Raw genomic sequence first — 22,160 nt, forward strand, 5'->3', positions numbered from 1 at the left:
TTCCATGCTCCGCTTCCGAAGCCTCGGCAGCGGCAGCACGGGCAATGCCGCGCTGGTCGAGGCGACCAGCGGCGGCCGCACCTCCCGGCTCCTGATCGACTGCGGCTTCGGCATCCGCCAGCTCGATCAGCGGCTGGCCCGCGCCGGGCTCGCCGCGAGCGACATCGATGCCGTCTTCGTCACGCACGAACACGGCGACCACATCGGCTGCGCTCACACCCTCTCGCGGCGCAACCGCATTCCCGTCTGGATGAGCGAAGGCACCTGGCTGGCCACGGGCGCGCGCGACTTCGAAGGGCAACTGCGCCTCGCGCGCGACGACGAGGACTTCGCGGTCGGCGAACTCTCGGTGCATCCCTTCACCGTGCCGCACGACGCGCGCGAGCCGCTGCAGCTGCGCTGCACCGACGGCCATCGCACGCTCGGCGTGCTGACCGACCTCGGCCATGCCACCACCCACGTGCTCGCACGCCTGGCCGGCGCGCATTCGCTGCTGCTGGAGTTCAACCACGACAGCGAGCTGCTGGCCAACTCGGCCTATCCGCCCTTTCTGAAGATGCGCGTGGGCGGCAACTACGGCCACCTCTCGAACCAGGCCGCCGCGGACATCGCGCGTGCGCTGCTGCACGACGGGCTGCGCCACGTGGTCGCGGCGCACCTGAGCGAGCAGAACAACCGGCCCGAGATCGTGCGCCGGCTGATGGCGCAGGCCCTGGGCGGCGACGAGGCCGAGATGCTGACCGCGAACGCGGCCGAGGGATCGCCCTGGCTCGACGTCTGAGTTGAAAGGCGATTGAAAGCCGCATGAAGAAAGCCGCCCTGGAGGCGGCTTTGCTTCGTGTGCGGCGACGGCTTACTTGCTCGGCGCTTCGCCCTTCTTCGCGGCTTCGGTCGCGGCATTGGCCGCATCGAGTGCCGACGATGCGGCCGCCGAGGGTGCCGATGCACCCGCCGACGGCGCCGATGCGGCAGGGGCGGGCGCGGGGGCCGGTGCCGGCTCGGTCACGGGCGCGGGCGGCGGCGTGGTCACGGCGGGCGCCGCATCCTCCTTCTTGCCGCAAGCCACCAGGGCGGAAGCGGCGAGCAGCGAGGCGAGCAGGACGGACGTTGTCTTCTTCATGAAAAGGCTCCTTTGGCAATGAAGGTCTTGAGGGACGAAAAAAATTCTAGACCCGCATGCTGTCCCTCTTGTGTCTGGCCGCGGGATTCGCGGCATTGGCTTACAAGCCCAGCGTGCTCGCGGGAAAGGCGGGCCGGGCCTGGCGCCAGCATTCCTCGATCGACTCGCGCAGCGCGCTGCGCGTGCGCGCATCGGTACCGCTGAGACCGCGGCCATGCTCGATGTCGATGCGATGCAGGAACCACGAGGGCGTCCACCACGCGCTCGGCACGCCGCTGCCGGCTTGCGCATGCGGCACGCGCAGCGCACGGCATTCGACGATGTGGTCCCAGGTGCGGCGCCAGCCGACGAAGCGCGCATGCCGGCGCTCCACGCCATCGAAGCGCTCGGCCAGCAGCACCAGCCTGCGCCCGCTGGCCGACCAGGCCTGCAGCGCCTCGATGCTCGCGCGTTCGCCGAGCGGCCAGTCGGCGAAGTCGGGGTCGCTGAAGATCAGTTCCTTCCAGCCCTCCCGCGCGGCCGATGCGAGCGCGGCGCGCAGCAGCCCGTCGAACGCTTCGCGGCCATCGAAGCGGCCCTCGGGCAGCGGCGACGGCAACGCGGTGTCACTCGGCATGCAGCCAGCCCGCCTCGCACCATTCGGCCAGCAGCGACAGCGCATCGTCGCTGGCCTTCGCGAGCTCGCGCGGCCCGAGCGCGCGCCCGTCGGCGAGGCGCCGCATCAGCGTGGCATCGGCACCGCCCGCGCGGAAGCTCTCGCCGTTGATGTAGAGATGGCGCGCGTCGTAGAGCATGCGCGTGCGGCGGTCCAGCCGCACCGCATGCAGCGCGTCGGGCGCCTCGCCGCCTTCGTCGAACCAGGTGCTGGCCTTGGGCTCGGTCAGCGATTCGCCGAGCGCGCGGTCGATCGCGTCGGGATCGCGCAGCGCCATCTCGACCGCCTTGCGCGCGAAGGCCTGCAGCGCGGCGGGCATGGCACCGGGCGCCTCGACCGCGGGCTGCGCGGGATCGCGATAGCGCACGGCGGCCGACGGGCCCGCGTCCTCGAGCGCGTCGGCATGGGCCTGCGCGATGCGCGCCAGCAGGTCGGCGCCGAGCTCGCCCGCGGAGGGCGAGCGCAGCCCGATCGAGAAGGTCATGCAGTCGCCGCCGACCGCCACGCCGTCGTGCGCGTAGCGCGGCGGCAGGTAGAGCATGTCGCCGGGCTCGAGCACGAAGCTCTGCTCGGGCTCGAAGCGCTCGAGGATCTTGAGCGGCACGTCGGGCTGCAGCCGCAGGTCGCCCTGCTTGCCGATGGACCAGCGGCGCCGGCCCTGCGCCTGCAGCAGGAACACGTCGTAGCTGTCGAAATGCGCGCCCACGCCGCCGCCGTCGCTCGCGTAGCTGATCATCAGGTCGTCGAGCCGCGCGTCGGGCAGGAAGCTGAACTGCCGCAGCAGCGCATGGATGCCCTCGTGGTGCAGGTCGACGCCCTGCACCAGCAGGGTCCAGGCGGCCTGCTTCAGCGAGGGCAGCGAGCGGCGTGGCAGCGGACCGTGCTTCAGGCTCCAGCCGGTCTTGCCGTGGCGGATCAGCCGGGATTCGACCTCCTCGCGTTCGGCCAGCGCGAACAGCGCGGAACGGTCGATGGGTGGCACCATGTCGGGTACCGCCTGTCGCACCAGCAGCGGTTTCTTCTGCCAGTGCCGCCGCATGAACTGCGCGGCGCTCAGGCCGCCCAGCAGGGGCAGCGGTGTTGTGATCTCCATGGGAGAATTCTGCAATGGAAATCTCTGAACAATGCGTGGTCGGCCTGACCTGGACCCTGAAAGACACGCTCGGCGATGTGCTGGACGTGCTCGACGAACCGGTCGAATTCCTGATCGGTGGCGACGATCTGTTCGACGTGATCGAGGCGGCCCTGCAGGGCCATGAGCCCGGTGATCGCATCCAGCTGCAGGTCGAGCCCGAACAGGGCTTCGGCGACTTCGACGACCAGTTGCTCTTCCTCGAGCCGCGCGCCCTCTTCCCCGAGGGCACAGAAGAAGGCATGACCTTCGAGGGCAGCGCGCTGCCCGCGGGCGTGAGCGAGAACATCCCGAAGGATGCGATGTACACGGTGTCCGAGATCTACCCCGAGCACCTCGTGCTCGACGGCAATCACCCGCTGGCGGGCATCGCGATCCGGCTCGACATCCTCGTGCGCTCGGTGCGCGAAGCCACCGAGGAAGAAATCGGCCGCGGCTCCGCGGGCACGGCCTTCTTCAAGGTGCAGCCGGTCTCGCCGGGCAACGACACGCTGCACTGAGTCCCTCGACGCATCAACGACAAAGCCGGGCATTGCCCGGCTTTTCCTTGGCTGGCGCGACGCGCCGATGCCGATTTACATGCGCGAGAGCTGGCCGTTGTCGATGCGCACGCGGTCGCCGATGCGCAGGTCGCCCGGGTGCTGCACGTCGAAGGCACGGTAGCCGCCGCGGTCGGTCTGCACCGAGATGCGATAGCTCTCGTAGGCACGCGGACCGTTCTGCTGCGCCTCGATGGTGTTGCCCAGCAGCGCGCCGCCGATCACGCCCAGCGCGGTGGCGGCCGCGCGGCCATTGCCGCGGCCGAACTGGTTGCCCACCACGCCGCCGATGACGCCACCGGCCACGGCACCGCCACCGGTGGTGCCGGTGCCGGCGGTCTCGCTGCGCAGCACCTCGATGTTCGCCACGTGGCCGTACTCGACGTAGGCGGCCTCGCGGTAGGGCACGGCCTGCGGCGGCGGCTGGTAGGGATAGCGGGAGGTCTGGTAGACCGGTGCGGGTGCCACGCAGGCGGTGAGCGTGGCCAGGGCCAGCACGGATGCGGTGACGGAAACGAAGCGCATTGAGATCTTCATGTTGAAAGGCTCCTCGGAAAGAACGGTGCGCCATCCGTGATGAGCGGCGCACCCGCCTGGGTGTTCAACGCCGCAGTTGCCACGGCGATGACGCAAGGACACAAGCTGAAACCTGTGAGCCCCGCCCCGCTTCCGAGGTTCCTTTCTTTACCGCCGCGATACGCGCCGTTGCGCGCGGTTGCGGGTCGTCGCGGTCAGCTCCCGGTCAGTGCTTGCCGGTGGAGCCGTAGCCGCCCTCGCCGCGCTGGGTGGGCGCGAATTCGGTGACGACATGGAACTTCGCCTGCACCACCGGCACGATGACCAGTTGCGCGAGCCGCTCCATCGGCTGCAGCACGAAGGGCGTGTCGCTGCGGTTCCAGGCGCTGATCTTGAGCTCGCCCTGGTAATCGCTGTCGATGAGCCCGACCAGGTTGCCCAACACGATGCCGTGCTTGTGGCCCAGTCCCGAGCGCGGCAGGATCATGGCCGCATAGGCCGGGTCGCCGAGGTGGATCGCGATGCCGGTGCCCACCAGTTGCCAGGCATTGGGCTCCAGCGTGACGGGCGCATCGATGCAGGCCCTGAGATCGAGCCCCGCGCTGCCGGGCGTGGCGTAGGTGGGCAGCTGCTCCACCATGCGGGGATCGAGGATGCGGACGTCGACTTTCACTTGCTTGCTTTTCCTTGTTGAGATTCGGTCCCGCGGCGGTTCGCCTCCTCGAGCACCTGCTGCCACTTGGCGGCGCCGGGGAAGGCCAGCGACTTGAGCTTGCCGGCGAACCAGAAGGCCAGGCCGGCCAGCACCACCAGCACGTAGATCGGCACGCCGATCGACCACAGGATCACGAAGGCCACGCCGGCCGCGCCGAGCAGGGGCTTGGTGAGCGCGCCGAAGGGTCCGCCCTGCGCGGATTCGGACTTGGCGGCCTTGGCGGCCGCGGCGCGCGCGCGGGCCTGCGCCGGCGGCACCACCGCGCCCGGCCCCGCGCTCGGCGTCATGCCGACGTCGAGCCCGTGCTCGCCGGTCACGTCCGTCTGGCCGCGCCCGAGGTTCCTCGCGGCCTGGGCCGTCAGCCCCTCGACATAGCGCACGAAGTCGCCATTGGGCGGGGTGTTCCATTCAGCCTTCATCAGACCCTCCAGTCGGGCAGCCGCGCCGCGATCTCCGTCATGAGCTCGCGCGCCAGCGTGAGCTTGGGCGCGCGAGGCAGTTCGCGCACGCCATCGGCGTCCACGAGCAGCAGCGCATTGTCGTCCTGGCCGAAGGTCAGCGGGCCGATATTGCCCACCAGCAGAGGGATGCCCTTGCGCTCGCGCTTGGCCTTGGCATGCGCGACGAGGTTCTCGCTCTCGGCCGCGAAGCCCACGCAGAACAGCTTCTTCGCCTGCGCGCGCTCGCTGCGCGCCACGGTCAGCAGGATGTCGGGGTTCTCGACGAACTCGAGCACCGGGGTCTTGCCGCTGCCGTCCTTCTTGATCTTCTGGTCGCTCTGGGTCGCGGGGCGCCAGTCGGCGACCGCCGCCGTTGCTACGAAAACGCTAGCACGCGAGGATGAACCGACGGTCGCCGCGAGCATCTCCTGCGCCGAGCGCACGTCGATGCGGGTGACGCCGCGCGGCGTCGGCAGGTGCACCGGCCCGGCCACCAGCGTGACCTCGGCGCCGGCTTCGCGCGCGGCGCGGGCGATGGCGAAGCCCATCTTGCCCGACGAATGGTTGGTGATGCCGCGGATCGGGTCGAGCGCCTCGAAGGTCGGCCCGGCCGTCACCAGCAGGTGCTGGCCCGCGAGCAGCTTGGGATGGAAGAAGGCGGTGATGTCCTCCAGCAATTGGGCCGGCTCGAGCATGCGGCCGTCGCCGGTCTCGCCGCAGGCCTGCCAGCCGTTGCCCACGCCGAGCACGGTGGCGCCGTCGGCCGCCACCTGCGCCAGGTTGCGCTGGGTCGCGGGATGCATCCACATCTCGCGGTTCATGGCGGGCGCGAGAAGAAGCGGCACGCGGTCGCGCGGGCGCGCCAGGCACAGCAGGCTCAGCAACTCGTCGGAGCGGCCCTGCACCAGGCGCGCGATGAAGTCGGCGCTGCAGGGCGCGAGCACGATCGCGTCGGCCTCGCGGCTCAGGTTGATGTGCGGCATGTTGTTGGGCTCGCGCGCGTCCCACTGCGAGGTGTAGACGGGGCGGCCCGAGAGCGCCTGCATCGTCACCGGCGTCATGAACTGCTCGGCCGACTCGGTCATGACGACCTGGACCGTGGCCCCCGCCTTCACGAACAGCCGGCACAGCTCGGCCGATTTGTAGCAGGCGATGCCGCCCGTGAGTCCCAGAACGATGTGTTTGCCGGCGAGGTCTTGCATGGTGGGGCGGAGTGTAATGACCCGCGCATCCCCGCCGCGCCCTGGGGCGAACGGTCGTTCGCCGCGGCCCCGATGTCCCGCGCCGGGCGAGGTAACAGTGTCCACCCGCGCCGGGTGTCGCCGGGGGCACACCTATAATCTCAATTTCCCACTGCCCGGTCCTTGCGTCCGGAACTGGCATGACCAAATTTGTCTTCGTCACCGGTGGTGTGGTGTCTTCCCTCGGCAAGGGAATCGCCTCCGCCTCGCTGGCCGCGATCCTCGAATCCCGCGGCCTCAAAGTCACCCTCATCAAGCTCGATCCCTACATCAACGTCGACCCCGGCACGATGTCGCCGTTCCAGCACGGCGAGGTGTTCGTCACCGACGACGGTGCGGAAACCGACCTCGACCTCGGCCACTACGAGCGCTTCATCACGACGCGCATGCGCAAGGCCAACAACTTCACGACCGGCCAGATCTACAAGACCGTGCTCGAGAAGGAACGCCGCGGCGACTACCTCGGCAAGACGGTGCAGGTGATCCCGCACATCACCAACGAGATCCAGGAATACGTCAAGCGCGGCGCCGGCATCGGCACCGCGCACGAGGTCGACGTGGCCATCGTCGAGATCGGCGGCACCGTGGGCGACATCGAGTCGCTGCCCTTCCTCGAGGCCGTGCGCCAGATGAGCCTGCGCATGGGCCCGAACAATTCGGCCTTCGTGCACCTGAGCTACGTGCCCTGGATCGCCGCCGCCGGCGAGCTCAAGACCAAGCCCACGCAGCACACGGCGCAGAAGCTGCGCGAGATCGGCATCCAGGCCGACGCCCTGCTGTGCCGCGCCGACCGCCCGATCCCCGACGACGAGCGCGCCAAGATCTCGTTGTTCTCGAACGTGCCCGAATGGGGCGTGATCTCGATGTGGGACGTGGACACCATCTACAAGGTGCCGCGCATGCTGCACGAGCAGGGCCTCGACGGCCTGATCTGCGACAAGCTGCGCATCAACACGCCGCCGGCCAAGCTCACGCGCTGGGACGAACTGGTGTACGAGGTCGAGCATCCGCAGCAGGAAGTGGCGATCGCCATGGTCGGCAAGTACGTCGACCTGTCGGACAGCTACAAGTCGCTCAACGAGGCGCTGCGCCACGCCGGCATGAAGAACCATGCGCGCGTGAAGATCGACTACGTCGACTCCGAGACCATCACCGCGCAGGACGTCTCGCGCCTGGCCAAGTACGACGCCATCCTCGTGCCCGGCGGCTTCGGCCAGCGCGGCGTCGAGGGCAAGATCCTCGCGGCCCGCTTCGCGCGCGAAGGCAAGGTGCCCTACCTCGGCATCTGCCTGGGCATGCAGGTCGCCACCATCGAGTACGCGCGCCACGTGGCCGGCCTGCCCGATGCCAACAGCACCGAATTCGACCCCGAGACCTCCTGCCCCGTGATCGCGCTGATCACCGAGTGGAAGGACGCCGACGGCACGATCAAGGTGCGCAACGAGAAGTCCGACCTCGGCGGCACCATGCGCCTGGGCGCGCAGAGTTCCGACGTGACCGACGGCACGCTGGCCCACAGCATCTACGGCGACGTGGTCACCGAACGCCACCGCCATCGCTACGAAGCCAACGTCAACTACCTCGACCAGCTGCGCAAGGCCGGCCTCGTGATCTCCGCGCTCACGCAGCGCGAGCAGTTGACCGAGATCGTCGAGCTGCCGCAGGACGTGCATCCCTGGTTCATGGGCGTGCAGTTCCACCCCGAGTTCAAGTCCACGCCGTGGAGCGGCCATCCGCTGTTCAACGCTTTCATCAAGGCCGCGCTCGACCACAAGGGCCAGGGCGCCGGCAATGCGGGCAAGACGCTGAAGGCAGTGGCATGACCAGTGCCTACATCATCGCCAACGTCGAGGTGACCAATCCGACCCAGTACGAGGAGTACAAGAAGTGGTCGACCGCCGCCATGCAGGCGCATGGCGCCGAGGTCTGCGTGCGTGGCGGCAAGGTCGAGGTGCTCGAGGGCGACTGGGCGCCGCAGCGCATCGTGATCCTCAAGTTCCCGAGCGTCGAGGCCGCGAAGAAGTTCGACAGCTCGCCCGAATACGGCAAGGCGCGCGAGGCGCGCCAGGGTGCCGCGATCATGCGCATGATCGTCGTCGAAGGTCTGTGATCCGTTTTTACTGGAGAAAGAAAAGAAGATGAGTGCAATCGTTGACATCGTCGGCCGCGAGATCCTCGACAGCCGCGGCAATCCCACCGTCGAGTGCGACGTGCTGCTCGAGTCGGGCACCATGGGCCGCGCGGCCGTGCCCTCGGGCGCATCCACCGGTTCGCGCGAAGCCATCGAGCTGCGCGACGGCGACAAGAAGCGCTACCTCGGCAAGGGCGTGCTCAAGGCGGTGGAGAACATCAACACCGAGATCTCCGAAGCCGTGCTCGGCCTCGATGCCAGCGAACAGGCCTTCCTCGACCGCACGATGATCGACCTCGACGGCACCGACAACAAGGGCCGCCTGGGCGCCAACGCCACGCTGGCCGTGTCGATGGCCGTGGCCCGCGCGGCCGCCGAGGAATCGGGCCTGCCGCTGTACCGCTACTTCGGCGGCATGGGCGGCATGCAGATGCCGGTGCCGATGATGAACGTCATCAACGGCGGCGCGCACGCCAACAACAGCCTGGACCTGCAGGAGTTCATGATCATCCCCGTGGGCGCGCCGAGCTTCCGCGAAGCCGTGCGCTACGGTGCCGAGGTGTTCCATGCGCTCAAGAAGATCCTGGGCGACCGCGGCATCAGCACCGCCGTGGGCGACGAAGGCGGTTTCGCGCCGAGCGTCGAGAGCCACGAAGCGGCGATCCAGCTGATCCTCGAAGCCATCGACAAGGCCGGCTACGTGGCCGGCGAGCAGATCGCGCTGGGCCTGGACTGCGCCGCCAGCGAGTTCTACAAGGACGGCAAGTACGTGCTGTCTGGCGAGAACCTCTCGCTGTCGGCCGAGAACTGGACCGACATGCTCGCGACCTGGGTCGACAAGTACCCGATCATCAGCATCGAAGACGGCATGCACGAAGGCGACTGGGACGGCTGGAAGCACCTGACCGAACGCCTGGGCAAGCGCGTGCAGCTGGTGGGCGACGATCTGTTCGTCACCAACACCAAGATCCTGCAGGAAGGCATCGAGAAGGGCATCGCCAACTCGATCCTGATCAAGATCAACCAGATCGGCACCCTGACCGAGACCTTCGCCGCGATCGAGATGGCCAAGCGCGCCGGCTACACGGCCGTGATCTCGCACCGCTCGGGCGAGACCGAGGACAGCACCATCGCCGACATCGCCGTGGGCACCAACGCCGGCCAGATCAAGACCGGCTCGCTCTCGCGCTCGGACCGCATCGCCAAGTACAACCAGCTGCTGCGCATCGAGGAAGACCTCGGCGACATCGCCGTCTACCCGGGCCGCGGCGCGTTCTACAACCTCAAGTGATGCCCCCTCCCCGGCCCGAAGAGCCGCGCGCATTGCCGCTTTTTCCGCATTTCGCGGATCGGCGCTGCGCCGCCCCCGGCGGGCCGTGTGGGGAGCGCGGGTAAAGTCCGCGGACCATGCGCGCGCGCTTCATTCCTCCCATCGTTCTGCTCGTGCTGCTGGCCATCCTCCAGTGGCAGCTGTGGAACGGGCGCGGCAGCGTGCGCGACGTGGCGCAGCTGCAGGCCAAGCTGGCCTCGCAGAAGGATTCGAACGCCAAGGCCGCCATCACCAACGAGCGGCTGGCCTCCGAGGTCAACGACCTCAAGGACGGCCTCGAGATGGTCGAGGAGCGTGCCCGCCAGGAGCTCGGCATGGTCAAACCGAACGAAGTCTTCGTCCAGATCGCCCACTGATCCACGCGGGCCGCTCTCGCCGAGCCCTCGGCGCGCCGTGCACGCCGCCCAGCCGATGCCCGAAATCCTTTCCGCCCCCGCCTTCGCGCTCTGGGGCTCTCCCGTCACCTGGCTCGAATGCGTGGCCGCCGTGCTGGCACTGGCCATGGTCGGCTGCAACATGCGCGAGATCCACTGGGGCTGGCCGCTCGCGATCGTCAGCTCGCTGCTCTACGTGGGCGTGTTCGCGCAGGCGAAGATCTATGGCGACGCCTCGCTGCAGGTCTTCTTCGCGGTCGTCGCCTTCTGGGGCTGGCTGCAATGGCTGCGCGGCCACCGGGCCGACGGCTCGGCGCTGCGCGTGAGCCGTCTCTCGCGTCGCGGCCTCGCGCTCGCGCTGCTGGCCTGCGCGCTGGCCTGGCCCGCGGTCGCCCTCTTCCTGCGCCGCTTCACCGACACCGACGTGCCCTGGTGGGACGGCTTCGCCACCGGCCTGAGCCTGGTCGGCCAGTTCCTGCTCGGGCGCAAGTTCATCGAGAACTGGGTCGTGTGGCTGGCCGTCAACCTGGTCAGCATCGGCCTCTTCGTCCACAAGGGCCTGTGGCTCACGGTCGGGCTGTACGCCGTGTTCGCGGCGCTCAGCGTGGCCGGCTACCTGGCCTGGCGCCAGCGGCTGCCGAAGGCCGCCACCGCATGACGCCCGTGCTGCCCACCGGCTGCATCGTCGCGCTGCTCGGCGCCGAGAGCACCGGCAAGACCGAGCTCGCGCGCGCCCTCGTGCAGCGCATGCACGAGCGCGGCATCCACGCCACCTTCGTCGGCGAGTACCTGCGCGAATGGTGCGAGCGCGAGGGCCGCACGCCGCGCGCCGACGAGCAGCAGGCCATCGCCGAGGAGCAGACCCGCCGCATCGATGCCGCGGCCGCGCTCGGCGTGGCGGTGGCCGACACCACGGCCGTCATGACCGCCGTCTACAGTGAGCTGCTGTTCGCCGACACCACCCTCTACCCCGATGCGCTCGCGGCCCAGCAGCGCTGCGCGATCACCCTGCTGACCGCGCTCGACCTGCCCTGGGTGGCCGACGAGATGCGCGACGGCCCGCATGTGCGCGAGCCGGTCGACGCGATGGTGCGCCGCGCGCTCGCCAGCGCGGGCGTGGCCTACACCGTGGTGCATGGCAGCGGCAGCGAACGGCTGGCCGGCGCCTGGCGCGCGATCCAGAGCGTGGCCGACCGCGGCGGCCTGTTGCGCGACGGCGGACGCGATGCCGTGGTGCCCGACCGCGGCGTGGCCACGGCGGGCGAAGGCTGGACCTGGTCCTGCGACAAGTGCTCCGATCCCGAGTGCGAGCACCGCCTGTTCACCGACCTGCTCGCGCGCCGCGAGTGAGGCCGCCGCGCCCGCGCGGTGCCCTCCGACATGGCGCCGTCCGGCGCTGCGCCATCCTCTAAGCTTCGGCGTTCGTTGCCCGTTGCCGTTGTTTCCCCTCTTCCTCTTGCCTGGAGACCCGATGCCTCTTCGCCGCCGCTTCCGCACCGCCGCCCTCCTCGCCACCGCCCTCGCGGCCTCGGTGCTGGTCGGCGCCGCCGCCAGCGCGGCCCCGTTGCGCGCCACGGTCGAGAACGGCACCACGCCCACCGCCTGCGCCGAGGAGGACAACGTCTCGCTGGTGCTGCGCGGCGAAGGCATACGGCGGCTGCGCATCGAGGCGCTGCAGCCGTCCTACCTGGCCAGCATCGGCAACGACGTCACCGCGCCCGACTTCTCGGGCTGCAACTTCGACGGCGGCGAGCATCCCACCGATCCCGCGCATCGCTTCGAGCCGCGCACCGTGGTGCTGCTCGACAACGCGCAGTGGCGCATCGTCGGCATGACGCTGGCGAGCTTCTGGCGGCCGCAGCGCGTGCCGGTGCGCGTGGGCACCGTCAGCGACCGCGGCTTCCACCTGCTGCAGGTCTTCCGCAAGGAAGGCGGCAAGGCGCTCGAGGCGCTGGTGCTCTATCCCTCCGACGGCTACTGGCGCATCAAGCCCCTGCCCGAGGCGCGCTTCGGCGACGGCGTCTACGGCTCCTCGTTCCTGCTTGGCCCGGTCGAGCAGGCCGGCCGGCCCGTGGTCGACATCGCCTCGATCCGCATCGTGCCCAAGCCGCTGTCGATCCACCTGCGCTTCGCGCGCGGCGGCAGCGCGGTCGCCAACGTCGAGGAGATCAGCCGCGAACGCACCGCGCTCGACGTGCGCTTCTCGGCCCCCACGCGCGAGGCAAGGCCCTTCGCGGTGCTGCGCTCGATGTACGTGACGCCCGACAACGCCGACGTCAGCGAGGTGCGCTGGCAGGCCGCGCCCGAGGCACCGCCGGTCGCGACACCGCTGCCCGAAGTGAAGACGCTCGAGGGCACGCAGTTCCGCTTCGGACGCAGCCTGCCGTCGAAGCACAACACGAGCGCACCGGACATCTTCTTCGGGGGTTTCGACAGCGCGAACCCGCGCGAAGCCAAGGCGCGCTGAGCGCCTCGTTCAACCCGCGCGCCGCACCTCGCCCGGCGTCACGCCGAGCACGCGCCGCATGCAGCGTGCCATGTGGCTCTGGTGCGAGAAGCCGCTCTCCAGCGCCACCTGGCTCGCGGGCAGGTCGCTGCGCAGCAGCAGGCCGCGCGCGCGGTCGACGCGGCGGTGCACCACGTACTCGTGCACCGGCAGGCCGGTCGAGCGCTTGAACAGGGTCTTGAGGTGCGAGGCGCTGAGGCCCGCCACGTCGGCCAGCGAGGACAGCGAAAGATCGCCGTCGAGGTGGGCCTCGATGTGCTCGGTCACGCGGCGCAGCTGCGGCCGCGTGAGGCCGCGCGCGGGCACGGGCTCGGGGCGGCGCTGGCCGCTCAGCAGGTGCACGGCGAGCGCGGTGCCGAGGCTGTCGGCATACAGGGTGCCGTTGGCAAAGCCCGCGCGGCGTTCGGCGTCGAGGGCCCAGGCGATGTGCTCGATGTGGGCATCGCGGAACTGGTGGCGCTGCGCGAGCGTGGCGCATTCGGCGGGCAGCCCCATCTCGTCGGCCGTGCGGCGCAGCAGCGCGGTCGACACGCGCAGCATCAGCGAGGTGCTCGCGGCCTCCTCGTGCCACACGTCGCTCACGCCCGCGGGCACGATGTCGAGGTCGCCGCGCGTGTAGAGGAAGCGGTGGAACTGGCAGGCACCGGCCACCGGCGCGCCCGTGTGGAGCTTGATGCGGTGCTCGGGCAGCGGCTCGTAGCCGACGATGCCGGCGGGCGTCTGCCGCAGTTCGATGCGCAGGTCGGTGTCGCTCATCGGACCATTATCGGCCGCGCGCCGTCGTCCGTTCGTGCTCGGGGCTGCCCGATCGTGCGCGACCGCGCGCCATGCGCGCGGAATCATCGCGGCCATGAACACCACTCTCCACCAAGACAGCAACACCCGCTACCGCGGCAAGACCGCCGTCATCACGGGCGGCACCATCGGCATGGGCCTGGCCACGGCCCAGGCGCTGCTCGCGGGCGGCGCCCGCGTGATCCTGACCGGGCGCAATCCGAGGAACCTCGAGGCCGCGCGCCACGCGCTGGGCCCGCAGGCACAGGTGCTGGCGAGCGACGCCGCCTCGCTGGCCGACATCGATGCGCTCGCGGCCACCGCGCGCGAAGCGCTGGGCCATGTCGACCTGCTGCACATCAACGCCGGCATCGCCACGCTCGAGCCCTTCGAGCAGGTCACGGAGGCCGGCTACGACCGTGCCTTCGCGATCAATACCAAGGGCGCCTTCTTCACGGTGCAGAAGCTCGCGCCGCTGATGAAGCCCGGCGCGTCCATCGTCTTCACCTCGTCGATCGCCGACGAGGGCGGCATGCACGGCATGGGCGTCTACAGCGCGACCAAGGCCGCGCTGCGCTCCTTCGCCTCGGGCTTCGCGGCCGAGCTGGTCGGGCGCGGCATCCGCGTCAACGTGGTGAGCCCGGGCTTCATCGACACGCCCACGCTCGGCGTGGCCGATGCCACGCCCGCCGAGCGCGCGGAGTTCGTGCGCCTGGGCGACCAGATCACGCCGATGCGGCGCCACGGCAGCGCCGAGGAAGTGGCGCGCGCGGTGCTGTTCCTGGCCTTCGACGCCACCTTCACCACCGGCGCGCGGCTCACGGTCGACGGCGGCCTGGGCCAGAACCTCAGCCCGGCGCAGGACTGAACAATGAGCACCACCAACGTCTCCCTGATCGGCCTCGGACCGATGGGCAGCGCGCTCGCGCGCGCCCTGCAGCGCGGCCACACGCTCACGCTGTGGAACCGCACGCCGAGCCGCGCCGAAGCGCTGCTCGGCCAGGGCACCGTGCTCGCCGCCGATGCGCGCGCCGCCGTCGCCGCGAGCCCCGTGGTGCTGGTCTGCGTGGCCGACTACGCGGCCTGGCGCGCGATCCTCGCGCAACCGGGCGTGGCCGAGGCGCTGCGCGGCAAGGTGCTGGTGCAGCTGAGCACCGGCACGCCGCAGGATGCGCGCGACGACTGGGCGCGACTCGACGGCGTGGCCTACCTCGACGGCGCGCTGCTCGCCACGCCCTCGCAGATTGGCCGGCCCGACACGCCGCTGTTCGTCTCCGGCGAGGAGCGCGCGCTCGCGGCCTGCCGGCCGGTGCTCGAGGCCATCGCGGGCCACATCGCCTACCTGGGCGAGCCGATCGGCAACGCCGCCGCCTGGGACCTGGCCACGCTGTCGTGCATGTTCGGCGCGATGGCCGGCTTCTTCCACGGCGTGCGCATCTTCGAGTCGGAGCGGCTGCCGGTGCGGGACTTCGCACGAATGACCGGCACCATCTCGCCCGTGATCGGCGAGATGATCCGCGCCGAGGGCGAGGACATCCACGCCGAGCGCTACGGCGAACCCGAGAGCTCGATGGCGACCTGCGCGGGCTCGGGCCGGCTGTTCGTGCGGCAGGCGCGCGAGGCGCGGCTCGACGCGGGCTTTCCCGATTTCCTGATGGGCTGGTTCGACCGCGCGCTCGCGGCCGGCTATGCGAACGAGCGGCTCGCGGCGATGGTCAAGGTGCTGCGGCAGCCGGGCTGAACGCCCGGCACCGGCTTACTGCACCACCGGCGTGCCGGGGATCTGGTCGCCCGGCGGACGGAAGATCTGCGCCGCATCGACCGCGTCGAAGCGGTACTGCTTGCCGCAGAAGTCGCAGCCCACCTCGATGTCGCCGCGCTCGGCGAGGATGCTCTCGGCCTCCTCGGCGCCGAGGCCGCGGATCATCTGCGCCACGCGCTCGCGGCCGCAGGTGCAGGCGAAGTGCGGGCCCAGCATGCCGCGCTGCGGCTCGAAGCGCAGCAGCTTCTCTTCCCAGAACAGGCGCCGCAGGATGGTCTCGACGTCGAGCGTGAGCAGCTCCTCGCGCGTGAGCGTCGAGGCCAGGATCGAGATCCGGTTGTAGTCCTCGTTGCGGCCGATCTGGTCCTCGTTCGCCTGGTCGCGGTCGGCCGGCGCCGTGCCTTCGAGGTTGCCCTCGCCCTTGACCGGCAGGCGCTGGATCAGCAGGCCCGCGGCCACCTTGTCGTCGGCCGCCAGTACCAGCGTGGTGTCGAGCTGCTCGCTCTGCAGCATGTAGTGCTGCAGCACCTCGCTGAGCTTGCCGAGCTTCTCGCCCTCGTCGCCGAACAGCGGCACCACGCCCTGGTAGGGCTGCTGGCCCGGCAGCTTGTCCTTGGGGTCGAGCGTGATCGCGCAGCGGCCCTTGTTGTTCACGTTGACCATGTCGGGCAGCCGCGCATCGGCCGGCAGCTCGCCGATGGTCTTGGCGGTGGCGCGCAGGCTCAGGTCGGGCTTGACCTCGGCCACGGCCACCTTCACGGGGCCGTCGCCGAAGATCTGCAGGATCAGCGCGCCGTTGAACTTGATGTTGGCCTGCATCAGCGTGGCCGCGGCCGTCATCTCGCCGAGCAGCTCGACCACCGGCGGCGGGTAGGCGCCGGTGGCGGTGTTGGAGGCGCGCCGCGCGAGGATCTCCTGCCAGGCATCCGTCAGGCGCACGATCATGCCGCGCACCGGCAGGCCATCGAACAGGAATTTATGCAGCTCGCTCACAACGGGGTTCTTTCTTCGGGTGCCCTCGCGCACAGGCTCAGGCGATCTTCTTGAGGCCGGCCGCGAAGCGGCGGGCGTTCTTGACGTAGTGCTCCGCGCCCTGGCGCAGCTTGGCGGCGGCCGCTTCGTCGAGCGTGCGCACCACCTTGGCGGGCGATCCCAGGATCATCGAGTTGTCGGGGAATTCCGAGCCCTCGGTCACGAGCGCACCGGCGCCGACGATCGAGTTGCGGCCGATCTTCGCGTTATTCAAGACCACCGCCTGCATGCCGATCAGCGTGTTGTCGCCGATGGTGCAGCCGTGCAGCATGACCTGGTGGCCCACCGTGACGTTCTCGCCCACCGTCAGCGGGCAGCCGATGTCGCAATGGAGCACCGACAGGTCCTGGATGTTGCTGTTGCGCCCGATGGTCATGGCTTCGGTGTCGCCGCGCAGCACGGCGCCGAACCAGACGTTCGCGTTCTCGGCCAGCGTCACGCGCCCCATCACCTCGGCGCTGTCGGCGACCCATGCGCCGTCGCCGAGTTGCGGCGCCACGCCGTCGAGTTCATAGAGGGCCATCGTGGGAGTCTCCGGAAAGGGAAAGAGGGGTGAAACCTAGAATTGTAGGGATGCACCCCCGATTGAGCGCCCTGGCCGCGCTGCGCCTCACCGACCCCGACGAAAAAGTGGCGGCAACCCGCGCGCTGGCAACGCACATCGCTAGCGAAACCATAGCAGACGAACCCGTGCGCGTGCCCGGCGACGAGTTCGGCGTGCCGGGCCGTCCCGAGCGCCCGCTGCGCGTGTCGGCCATGGCGGTGGGCAAGCGCTCGCCGTTCAACACCGAGGGCCGCGCGGCGCTGGTCCATTCGATCTGCCACATCGAGTTCAACGCCATCAACCTCGCGCTCGACGCCGCCTGGCGCTACGACGGCATGCCCGCGCGCTACTACCAGGACTGGCTGCGCGTGGCCGACGAGGAGGCGCAGCACTTCACGCTGCTGCATGCGCACCTGCGGACCATGGGCTGGCGCTACGGCGACTTCACGGGCCACGACGGCCTGTGGAGCATGTGCGAGAAGACGCGCGACGACGTGCTCGCGCGCATGGCGCTGGTGCCGCGCACGCTCGAGGCGCGCGGGCTCGATGCCACGCCGCTGATCCAGGCCAAGCTCAAGCGCGTGAACACGCCCGATGCGCTGCGCGCGGTCGAGATCCTCGACATCATCCTGCGCGACGAGGTGGGCCACGTGGCGATCGGCAACCACTGGTACCGCTGGCTCTGCGAGCGCGCGGGCATCGACGCCGAGGCCGCCTACCCCGAGCTCGTGGCGCGCTACGAGGCGCCGCGGCTCAAGCCGCCGTTCAACCTCGAGGCGCGCACGCGCGCGGGCTTCAGCGACGAGGAGCTCAAGGCGCTGGGCGGTAGCAGCGCCGCCTAGGAGTCAATCCGGCTTCTTCATCACCACCAGCTTGGGCGAGAAGTGCTGCAGCACCTCGCCGCGCTGGTTGCGCGTCTCGCAGCGCACGCGGACCATGGCGCGGCCCGGCTTGGAACGCGAGGGCACGATCTCGACGATCTCGCTGACCACGTGCAGCACGTCGCCGGGCCGCGTGGGCTGCGGCCAGCGGATCTCGTCGCCGCCCGAACCGATGATGCCGTCGGCCAGCGGAATGCCGCTGTCGACCAGGAGGCGCATGGTCACGGCCGCCGTGTGCCAGCCGCTCGCGGCCAGGCCGCCGAAGAAGGTGCGCTTGGCGGCCTCCTCGTCGGTGTGGAAGGGCTGCGGATCGAACTGCAGCGCGAAGGCCTTGATCTTCTCGGCGTCGAGCGCGTATTCGCCGCTGGTGAAGCGGTCGCCCACGGCGAGGTCGTCGAGGTACAGCCTGGGGCGGGTGGTGTCGTTCATGGTGCGTTCCTCCTTCGCAAGATGGCACGGCGGCATTGTCGCCACCGTGCCGGTCGTGTCGTGTCGCGCGGGCGCCCGGATGCTCAGACGCGCTCGAGGATGGTCGCGATGCCCTGCCCGCCGCCAATGCACTGCGTGGCCAGCGCATAGCGGCCGTTCTCGCGCGCCAGCAGCGAGGCCGCCTTGCCCGTGATGCGCGCGCCGGTCGCGCCCAGCGGATGGCCGATCGACAGGCCGCCGCCGTCGAGATTGACCGTGGCCGGATCGAGCCCGAGGTCGCGGATGCAGGCCAGCGCCTGCGAGGAGAAGGCCTCGTTGATCTCGACCACGTCGAGGTCGGCCACGCTCAGGCCCGCGCGTGCCAGCGCCTTGCGCGTGGCGGGGATCGGGCCGATGCCCATGATGGCCGGGTCGACGCCCACGGTGGCGAAGGACTTGATGCGCGCCAGCGCCTTCAGCCCATGGCGCGCGGCGAAGGCATCGCTGGTCACCAGCACCGCGGCCGCGCCGTCGGTCAGCGGCGACGAGGTGCCGGCCGTCACCACGCCATCGGCACGGAAGGCGGGCTTGAGCTTGGCCAGCGCCTCGGCCGAGGTGGTGGGACGGATGCAGCCGTCGGCCTCGACCAGCTCGCCCGAGGCCAGGCGCACCGGCACGATCTCGCCGGCCAGGCGGCCCTGCTCGCGCGCGGCGGCGGCCTTGCGGTGCGATTCGACCGCCAGCGCCTCCTGGTCGGCGCGGCTCACGTTCCAGCGCTGCGCCACGTTCTCGGCGGTCTCGCCCATCGAGATGTAGGCGTCGGTGTTCGCCAGCAGTTCCGGGCTCGGCGAGAAGTTGAAGCCGCCCTGCGGCACCATGCTCATCGACTCCACGCCCACGCAGAGGAAAGCCTCGCCCATGCCGGCCTCGATCTGCGCGGCGGCGATGTGCACCGCCTGCATCGACGAGCCGCAGAAGCGGTTGACCGTCATGCCGCCCACTTCGTGCGGCAGGCCGGCCAGCAGGCCGACGATGCGCGCGAGGTTGTTGCCCTGCGAGGCCTCGGGATAGGCGCAGCCCAGGACGATGTCCTCGAGCAGCGCGGGATCGAGGTCGGTGCGCTGCAGCAGGCCCCGGACCACGCCGGCGGCCAGCGTGTCGGGACGCACCTCGGCCAGCGCGCCCTTCTTCGCGAAATGGAACGGCGAACGGGCATAGGCGGAAATGACGGCTTTCATGGTGTGCTCCTAAAAACTACCATCCAATCGGTAGGCTGACAGGTCAAAAAAGAGGCACGCGGGGCGTGCCTTCGGGCGGATGCCGGTGCGTCAGGCGGGCAGCGAACTCCTCAGTTGCGCGACCGCGTCGTCGAAATCCTCCACGCGGCCGGTCATGCGCGCCGCGATCAGCGCGCCCTGGCAGACCGCGAACACATAGGCCGCGAGCGCCGCGGCGCCCCCGCCCTGGAGCCGCTCGGGCGCCAGCGCGCCGAGCACGCCGCTCAGCCACAGCACCTGCTTCTCGCGCAGCTCCTGGACCGTGAGACGCAGCTCCTCGTTGGTGCAGCCCCAGCCCGGCGCCAGCGCCCCCGCGGGACAGACGGCTGAACCGGCCTTCAAGCCATTGCGGTACATGCGGAAATAGGCGTCGAGCGACTCGCGCGGCGTGCGCGACTTGGCCTCGTCCCAGCGGCGGAAACCCTGGATCGCGTCGCGCAGCACGGCCACGCCCAGCGCTTCCTTGGACGGGAAGTGGTGGTAGAGGCTGGCCTTGCGGATGCCGACCGCGTCGGCCACGTCCTGGAAGCTGAAACCCAGGTACGAGCGCGTGGTGATGAGCTCGCGCGCCGCGCCCAGGATCTGGTCGCGCGTGCTGCCGGTGGCGAGTGCCGCTGAGGAGACGCTGCTCATTACGTTACCTACTATAAGGTAGGGAAAAGGTGGGCCTATCGCGTGGGCGACAAGCCCGCGTCGCCGCCGGGGTTCTCAATCCGCCTTGATCCCGGCTGCCTTCACGATCCTGCCATTGCTCTCGAACTCGCTGGCGATCTCCTTCGCGAAGTCGGCCGCGGGCCCGCCCGTGGGCACGTTGTCGGTGGCCGTGAGCTTGGCGCGCAGCTCGGGGCTGGCCAGCGCCTTGTTGATCTCGGCGTTGTAGCGCGCGAGCAGCGCCGGCGGCGTGGCGGCCGGCGCGAACACGCCGAACAGCGAGTTGATGTTGGCCGCCTTGTAGCCCAGCTCGCCCAGCGTGGGCACCTGCGGCAGGCTCTCGAGCCGCGCCGGCGCGCCCACCGCGAGCGGGCGCAGCTTGCCCGACTGGATGTGCGCGCCCAGCGTGGGGCTGGCGTTGGTCGAGAGGATCTCGAACTGCCCGCCCAGCGCATCGTTGAGCTGCTGGCCGCCGCCCTTGTAGGGCACGTGCGTGATGTCGACGTTGGCGGCCGAGCGCAGCTGCTCGAGCACGATGTGGCCCAGCGAGGCCGGCCCCGAGGTGGCCCAGCGCACCGCGCCCGGATGGGCCCTGGCGTCGTCGAGCAGTGCGCGGAAGTCCTTCGCCTTGCTCGCGGGCGTGGCGATCAGCAGCACCGGCGAATACATCACGCTGGCCACCGGCGCCACGTCCTTCAGCGGATCGAAGGGCAGCTTGCCCAGGTGCGGGCTCAGCACCAGCGGGCTGATGGCCGAGAAGCCCAGGGTCGCGCCGTCGGGCGCGGCCTTGGCCACCGCGTCCATGCCGATCGCGCCGCTGGCGCCCGCGCGGTTCTCGACCACCACCGTAGTGCCGAGCTGCGCCGCGAGCCGGTCGCCGAGCGCGCGCGCGACCACGTCGCTGACGCCGCCGGCCGGATAGGCCACGATCAGCCGCAGGGTCTTGGGCACGGCCGGAGTCTGGGCCGCCGCGGTGCCGCAGAGGAAGGCGCCGGCCGCGGCCAGCGAGGCGAGCACCGCGGTGCGGCGCGTCGGGAAGAAGAAGGAATGCATCGGATTCGTCATGGCCCTCGAGTCTGCCTCCATCAGTCGAGCTGCAGCTTGCGCTCGCGGATCAGCTTCGACCATTTCTCGTTGTCGGCCTTCACGAAGGCCGCGAACTCGGTCGGGCCCAGCGAATGGACCTCGGCGCCCGCCGCGGCGAACTTGGCGCGGATCGCCGGCTGCGCGAGCGCCTTGGCGAGTTCGCCCGCGAGACGGTCCACCACCTCCTTCGGCATGCCCGCCGGTCCCACCAGGCCCTGGAAGCCCACCGACTCCATGCCCGCGAGGCCCAGCTCCTTCACGGTCGGCACGTCGGGCAGCTGCGGATCGCGCTGCGGCCCGGTCACGGCCAGCGCCTTGAGCTTGCCGCCCTTCACCTGCGGCAGCAGCACGCTGCCCGCGTCGATCAGGATCTGCGTCTGCCCGCCGATCAGGTCCTGCACCGCGGGCGCGCTGCCCTTGTAGGGCACGTGCGTCATGTCCAGGCCCGTGACCTGGTTCATCAGCTCGCCGTTGAGGTGCGTCGAGGTGCCGTTGCCGCCCGAGGCGAAGTTGACCTTGCCGGGCTGGCCCTTGGCCCAGGCCACGAATTCCTTCAGGTCCCTGGCCGGATGATCGGGCCGCGTCACCGCGATGTAGCTGCCCTGGCTGATCTGGCCGATGTAGGTGAACTGCTTGATGGGGTCGTACGGCGGCTTGCTCTGCAGGTACGGCGCGATCGCGAACGGCCCGGTGTTGGCCAGCAGCAGCGTGTAGCCGTCGGCCGGCTGGCGCGTGAGTTCGGTGGCCGCGATCATGCCGCTCGCGCCGGGCTTGTAGTCGACCACCAGCTGCTGCTTGAGCGCCTCCTGCAGCGGCACCTGCACCGTGCGCGCCGCGAAGTCGATGCCGCCGCCGGGCGGATAGCCGACGATCAGGCGGATGGGCTTGGCGGAGGGGTAGCCCTGGGCCAGGGCGGGGCCGATGGTGGCGGCGGTCGCGGCCAGCGCGAGGCCGGCCAGGAAGACGCGGTGGATCCTCATGTCGATGTCTCTCGTGTTCGAAAGCCGCCGATTCTGCGGCAAGCCGCGGCACGGCCTCGAAGCACG

At 70.2% G+C, this 22,160-nt stretch carries 27 protein-coding genes; 12 read left to right on the plus strand and 15 right to left on the minus strand.

The window, feature by feature from the left end; translation table 11 throughout:
- Positions 1-4: 4 nt before the first annotated feature.
- The gene (locus KV106_RS34165) at positions 5-781 is read left to right on the plus strand and encodes an MBL fold metallo-hydrolase (protein WP_057595396.1); all 777 of its coding nucleotides are present in this window, start codon (positions 5-7) and stop codon (positions 779-781) included.
- Between the two features lie 72 nt (positions 782-853).
- Here KV106_RS34165 and KV106_RS34170 read toward each other — a convergent pair whose 3' ends face one another.
- From KV106_RS34170 to KV106_RS34180, 3 genes are all read right to left on the minus strand, one after another.
- Positions 854-1,120, minus strand: coding sequence for a hypothetical protein (locus KV106_RS34170; RefSeq protein WP_208513330.1), 267 nt, complete (start codon positions 1,118-1,120; stop codon positions 854-856).
- Between the two features lie 100 nt (positions 1,121-1,220).
- Positions 1,221-1,736 (minus strand): hypothetical protein, encoded by a 516-nt coding sequence (locus KV106_RS34175; RefSeq protein ID WP_261216078.1) that lies wholly within the window; start codon positions 1,734-1,736, stop codon positions 1,221-1,223.
- Positions 1,726-2,868 (minus strand): cupin domain-containing protein, encoded by a 1,143-nt coding sequence (locus tag KV106_RS34180; RefSeq protein ID WP_261216080.1) that lies wholly within the window; start codon positions 2,866-2,868, stop codon positions 1,726-1,728. The genes KV106_RS34175 and KV106_RS34180 overlap by 11 nt, the downstream gene beginning before the upstream one ends.
- A gap of 14 nt (positions 2,869-2,882) precedes the next feature.
- On the opposite strand from KV106_RS34180, the gene KV106_RS34185 reads away from it, so the two are divergent.
- A complete protein-coding gene (locus tag KV106_RS34185) occupies positions 2,883-3,407 on the plus strand; it encodes an FKBP-type peptidyl-prolyl cis-trans isomerase (RefSeq protein ID WP_261216082.1) in 525 nt (174 codons plus the stop codon).
- Positions 3,408-3,482: 75 nt separating this feature from the next.
- Here KV106_RS34185 and KV106_RS34190 read toward each other — a convergent pair whose 3' ends face one another.
- The 4 genes from KV106_RS34190 to coaBC form a co-directional block, all read right to left on the minus strand.
- Positions 3,483-3,983: an outer membrane lipoprotein gene (locus KV106_RS34190; protein ID WP_057595940.1), complete on the minus strand. Its 501-nt coding sequence runs from the start codon at positions 3,981-3,983 to the stop codon at positions 3,483-3,485.
- 205 nt (positions 3,984-4,188) lie between these two features.
- Positions 4,189-4,635 (minus strand): dUTP diphosphatase, encoded by a 447-nt coding sequence (gene dut, locus KV106_RS34195; RefSeq protein WP_057595939.1) that lies wholly within the window; start codon positions 4,633-4,635, stop codon positions 4,189-4,191.
- Positions 4,632-5,096, minus strand: a complete 465-nt coding sequence (locus KV106_RS34200) for a hypothetical protein (RefSeq protein WP_057595938.1) — start codon at positions 5,094-5,096, stop codon at positions 4,632-4,634. Before KV106_RS34200 ends, dut begins: the two co-directional genes overlap by 4 nt.
- Positions 5,096-6,319 (minus strand): bifunctional phosphopantothenoylcysteine decarboxylase/phosphopantothenate--cysteine ligase CoaBC, encoded by a 1,224-nt coding sequence (gene coaBC / locus KV106_RS34205; RefSeq protein WP_261216085.1) that lies wholly within the window; start codon positions 6,317-6,319, stop codon positions 5,096-5,098. Before coaBC ends, KV106_RS34200 begins: the two co-directional genes overlap by 1 nt.
- A 179-nt stretch (positions 6,320-6,498) precedes the next feature.
- Between coaBC and KV106_RS34210 the strand changes: the two genes are divergently transcribed.
- The 7 genes from KV106_RS34210 (at position 6,499) to KV106_RS34240 (ending at position 12,660) form a co-directional block, all read left to right on the plus strand.
- Positions 6,499-8,181: a CTP synthase gene (locus tag KV106_RS34210; protein WP_057595936.1), complete on the plus strand. Its 1,683-nt coding sequence runs from the start codon at positions 6,499-6,501 to the stop codon at positions 8,179-8,181.
- Entirely contained in the window at positions 8,178-8,468 is a 291-nt protein-coding gene (locus KV106_RS34215; protein ID WP_261216087.1) for a DUF1330 domain-containing protein, read from the plus strand. The genes KV106_RS34210 and KV106_RS34215 overlap by 4 nt, the downstream gene beginning before the upstream one ends.
- Before the next feature lie 28 nt (positions 8,469-8,496).
- A complete protein-coding gene (gene eno / locus KV106_RS34220) occupies positions 8,497-9,780 on the plus strand; it encodes a phosphopyruvate hydratase (RefSeq protein WP_057595934.1) in 1,284 nt (427 codons plus the stop codon).
- Between the two features lie 116 nt (positions 9,781-9,896).
- Positions 9,897-10,175 carry a cell division protein FtsB gene (gene ftsB, locus KV106_RS34225; protein WP_057595933.1) on the plus strand — a complete coding sequence of 93 codons (279 nt, stop codon included), beginning with the start codon at positions 9,897-9,899 and terminating at the stop codon, positions 10,173-10,175.
- 55 nt (positions 10,176-10,230) lie between these two features.
- Positions 10,231-10,851, plus strand: coding sequence for a nicotinamide riboside transporter PnuC (gene pnuC, locus KV106_RS34230; protein WP_057595948.1), 621 nt, complete (start codon positions 10,231-10,233; stop codon positions 10,849-10,851).
- Positions 10,848-11,543, plus strand: a complete 696-nt coding sequence (locus tag KV106_RS34235) for an AAA family ATPase (protein ID WP_261216088.1) — start codon at positions 10,848-10,850, stop codon at positions 11,541-11,543. The genes pnuC and KV106_RS34235 overlap by 4 nt, the downstream gene beginning before the upstream one ends.
- A gap of 121 nt (positions 11,544-11,664) precedes the next feature.
- Complete coding sequence (locus KV106_RS34240) at positions 11,665-12,660, plus strand: hypothetical protein (RefSeq protein ID WP_261216089.1); 996 nt, start codon at positions 11,665-11,667, stop codon at positions 12,658-12,660.
- Positions 12,661-12,669: 9 nt separating this feature from the next.
- On the opposite strand, the gene KV106_RS34245 is transcribed toward KV106_RS34240, so the two are convergent.
- On the minus strand, positions 12,670-13,455 hold the full coding sequence (locus tag KV106_RS34245; protein ID WP_261216091.1) for an AraC family transcriptional regulator: 786 nt from the start codon (positions 13,453-13,455) through the stop codon (positions 12,670-12,672).
- A gap of 94 nt (positions 13,456-13,549) precedes the next feature.
- On the opposite strand from KV106_RS34245, the gene KV106_RS34250 reads away from it, so the two are divergent.
- Together KV106_RS34250 and KV106_RS34255 are read left to right on the plus strand one after the other, a co-directional pair.
- A complete protein-coding gene (locus KV106_RS34250) occupies positions 13,550-14,341 on the plus strand; it encodes an SDR family oxidoreductase (protein ID WP_261216092.1) in 792 nt (263 codons plus the stop codon).
- A 3-nt stretch (positions 14,342-14,344) separates the two neighbouring features.
- On the plus strand, positions 14,345-15,214 hold the full coding sequence (locus KV106_RS34255) for an NAD(P)-dependent oxidoreductase (protein WP_261216093.1): 870 nt from the start codon (positions 14,345-14,347) through the stop codon (positions 15,212-15,214).
- 15 nt (positions 15,215-15,229) lie between these two features.
- On the opposite strand, the gene hslO is transcribed toward KV106_RS34255, so the two are convergent.
- Positions 15,230-16,228, minus strand: a complete 999-nt coding sequence (hslO, locus tag KV106_RS34260; protein ID WP_261216095.1) for an Hsp33 family molecular chaperone HslO — start codon at positions 16,226-16,228, stop codon at positions 15,230-15,232.
- Between the two features lie 37 nt (positions 16,229-16,265).
- Positions 16,266-16,790 carry a gamma carbonic anhydrase family protein gene (locus tag KV106_RS34265; RefSeq protein ID WP_057595925.1) on the minus strand — a complete coding sequence of 175 codons (525 nt, stop codon included), beginning with the start codon at positions 16,788-16,790 and terminating at the stop codon, positions 16,266-16,268.
- 50 nt (positions 16,791-16,840) lie between these two features.
- Between KV106_RS34265 and KV106_RS34270 the strand changes: the two genes are divergently transcribed.
- Positions 16,841-17,653 carry a ferritin-like domain-containing protein gene (locus KV106_RS34270; protein WP_261216103.1) on the plus strand — a complete coding sequence of 271 codons (813 nt, stop codon included), beginning with the start codon at positions 16,841-16,843 and terminating at the stop codon, positions 17,651-17,653.
- A 3-nt stretch (positions 17,654-17,656) separates the two neighbouring features.
- Here KV106_RS34270 and KV106_RS34275 read toward each other — a convergent pair whose 3' ends face one another.
- From KV106_RS34275 to KV106_RS34295, 5 genes are all read right to left on the minus strand, one after another.
- Complete coding sequence (locus KV106_RS34275) at positions 17,657-18,121, minus strand: MaoC family dehydratase (RefSeq protein WP_261216105.1); 465 nt, start codon at positions 18,119-18,121, stop codon at positions 17,657-17,659.
- Between the two features lie 83 nt (positions 18,122-18,204).
- Positions 18,205-19,338, minus strand: a complete 1,134-nt coding sequence (locus KV106_RS34280; protein WP_261216107.1) for a thiolase family protein — start codon at positions 19,336-19,338, stop codon at positions 18,205-18,207.
- A 90-nt stretch (positions 19,339-19,428) separates the two neighbouring features.
- A complete protein-coding gene (locus KV106_RS34285) occupies positions 19,429-20,010 on the minus strand; it encodes a TetR/AcrR family transcriptional regulator (protein ID WP_261216109.1) in 582 nt (193 codons plus the stop codon).
- 75 nt (positions 20,011-20,085) lie between these two features.
- Positions 20,086-21,093 (minus strand): Bug family tripartite tricarboxylate transporter substrate binding protein, encoded by a 1,008-nt coding sequence (locus KV106_RS34290; RefSeq protein WP_172705653.1) that lies wholly within the window; start codon positions 21,091-21,093, stop codon positions 20,086-20,088.
- A gap of 20 nt (positions 21,094-21,113) precedes the next feature.
- On the minus strand, positions 21,114-22,094 hold the full coding sequence (locus KV106_RS34295) for a Bug family tripartite tricarboxylate transporter substrate binding protein (protein ID WP_261216113.1): 981 nt from the start codon (positions 22,092-22,094) through the stop codon (positions 21,114-21,116).
- Positions 22,095-22,160 lie beyond the last annotated feature (66 nt).

It is taken from the genome of Variovorax endophyticus (assembly GCF_025376855.1).
Classification (GTDB): Bacteria; Pseudomonadota; Gammaproteobacteria; order Burkholderiales; family Burkholderiaceae_C; genus Variovorax.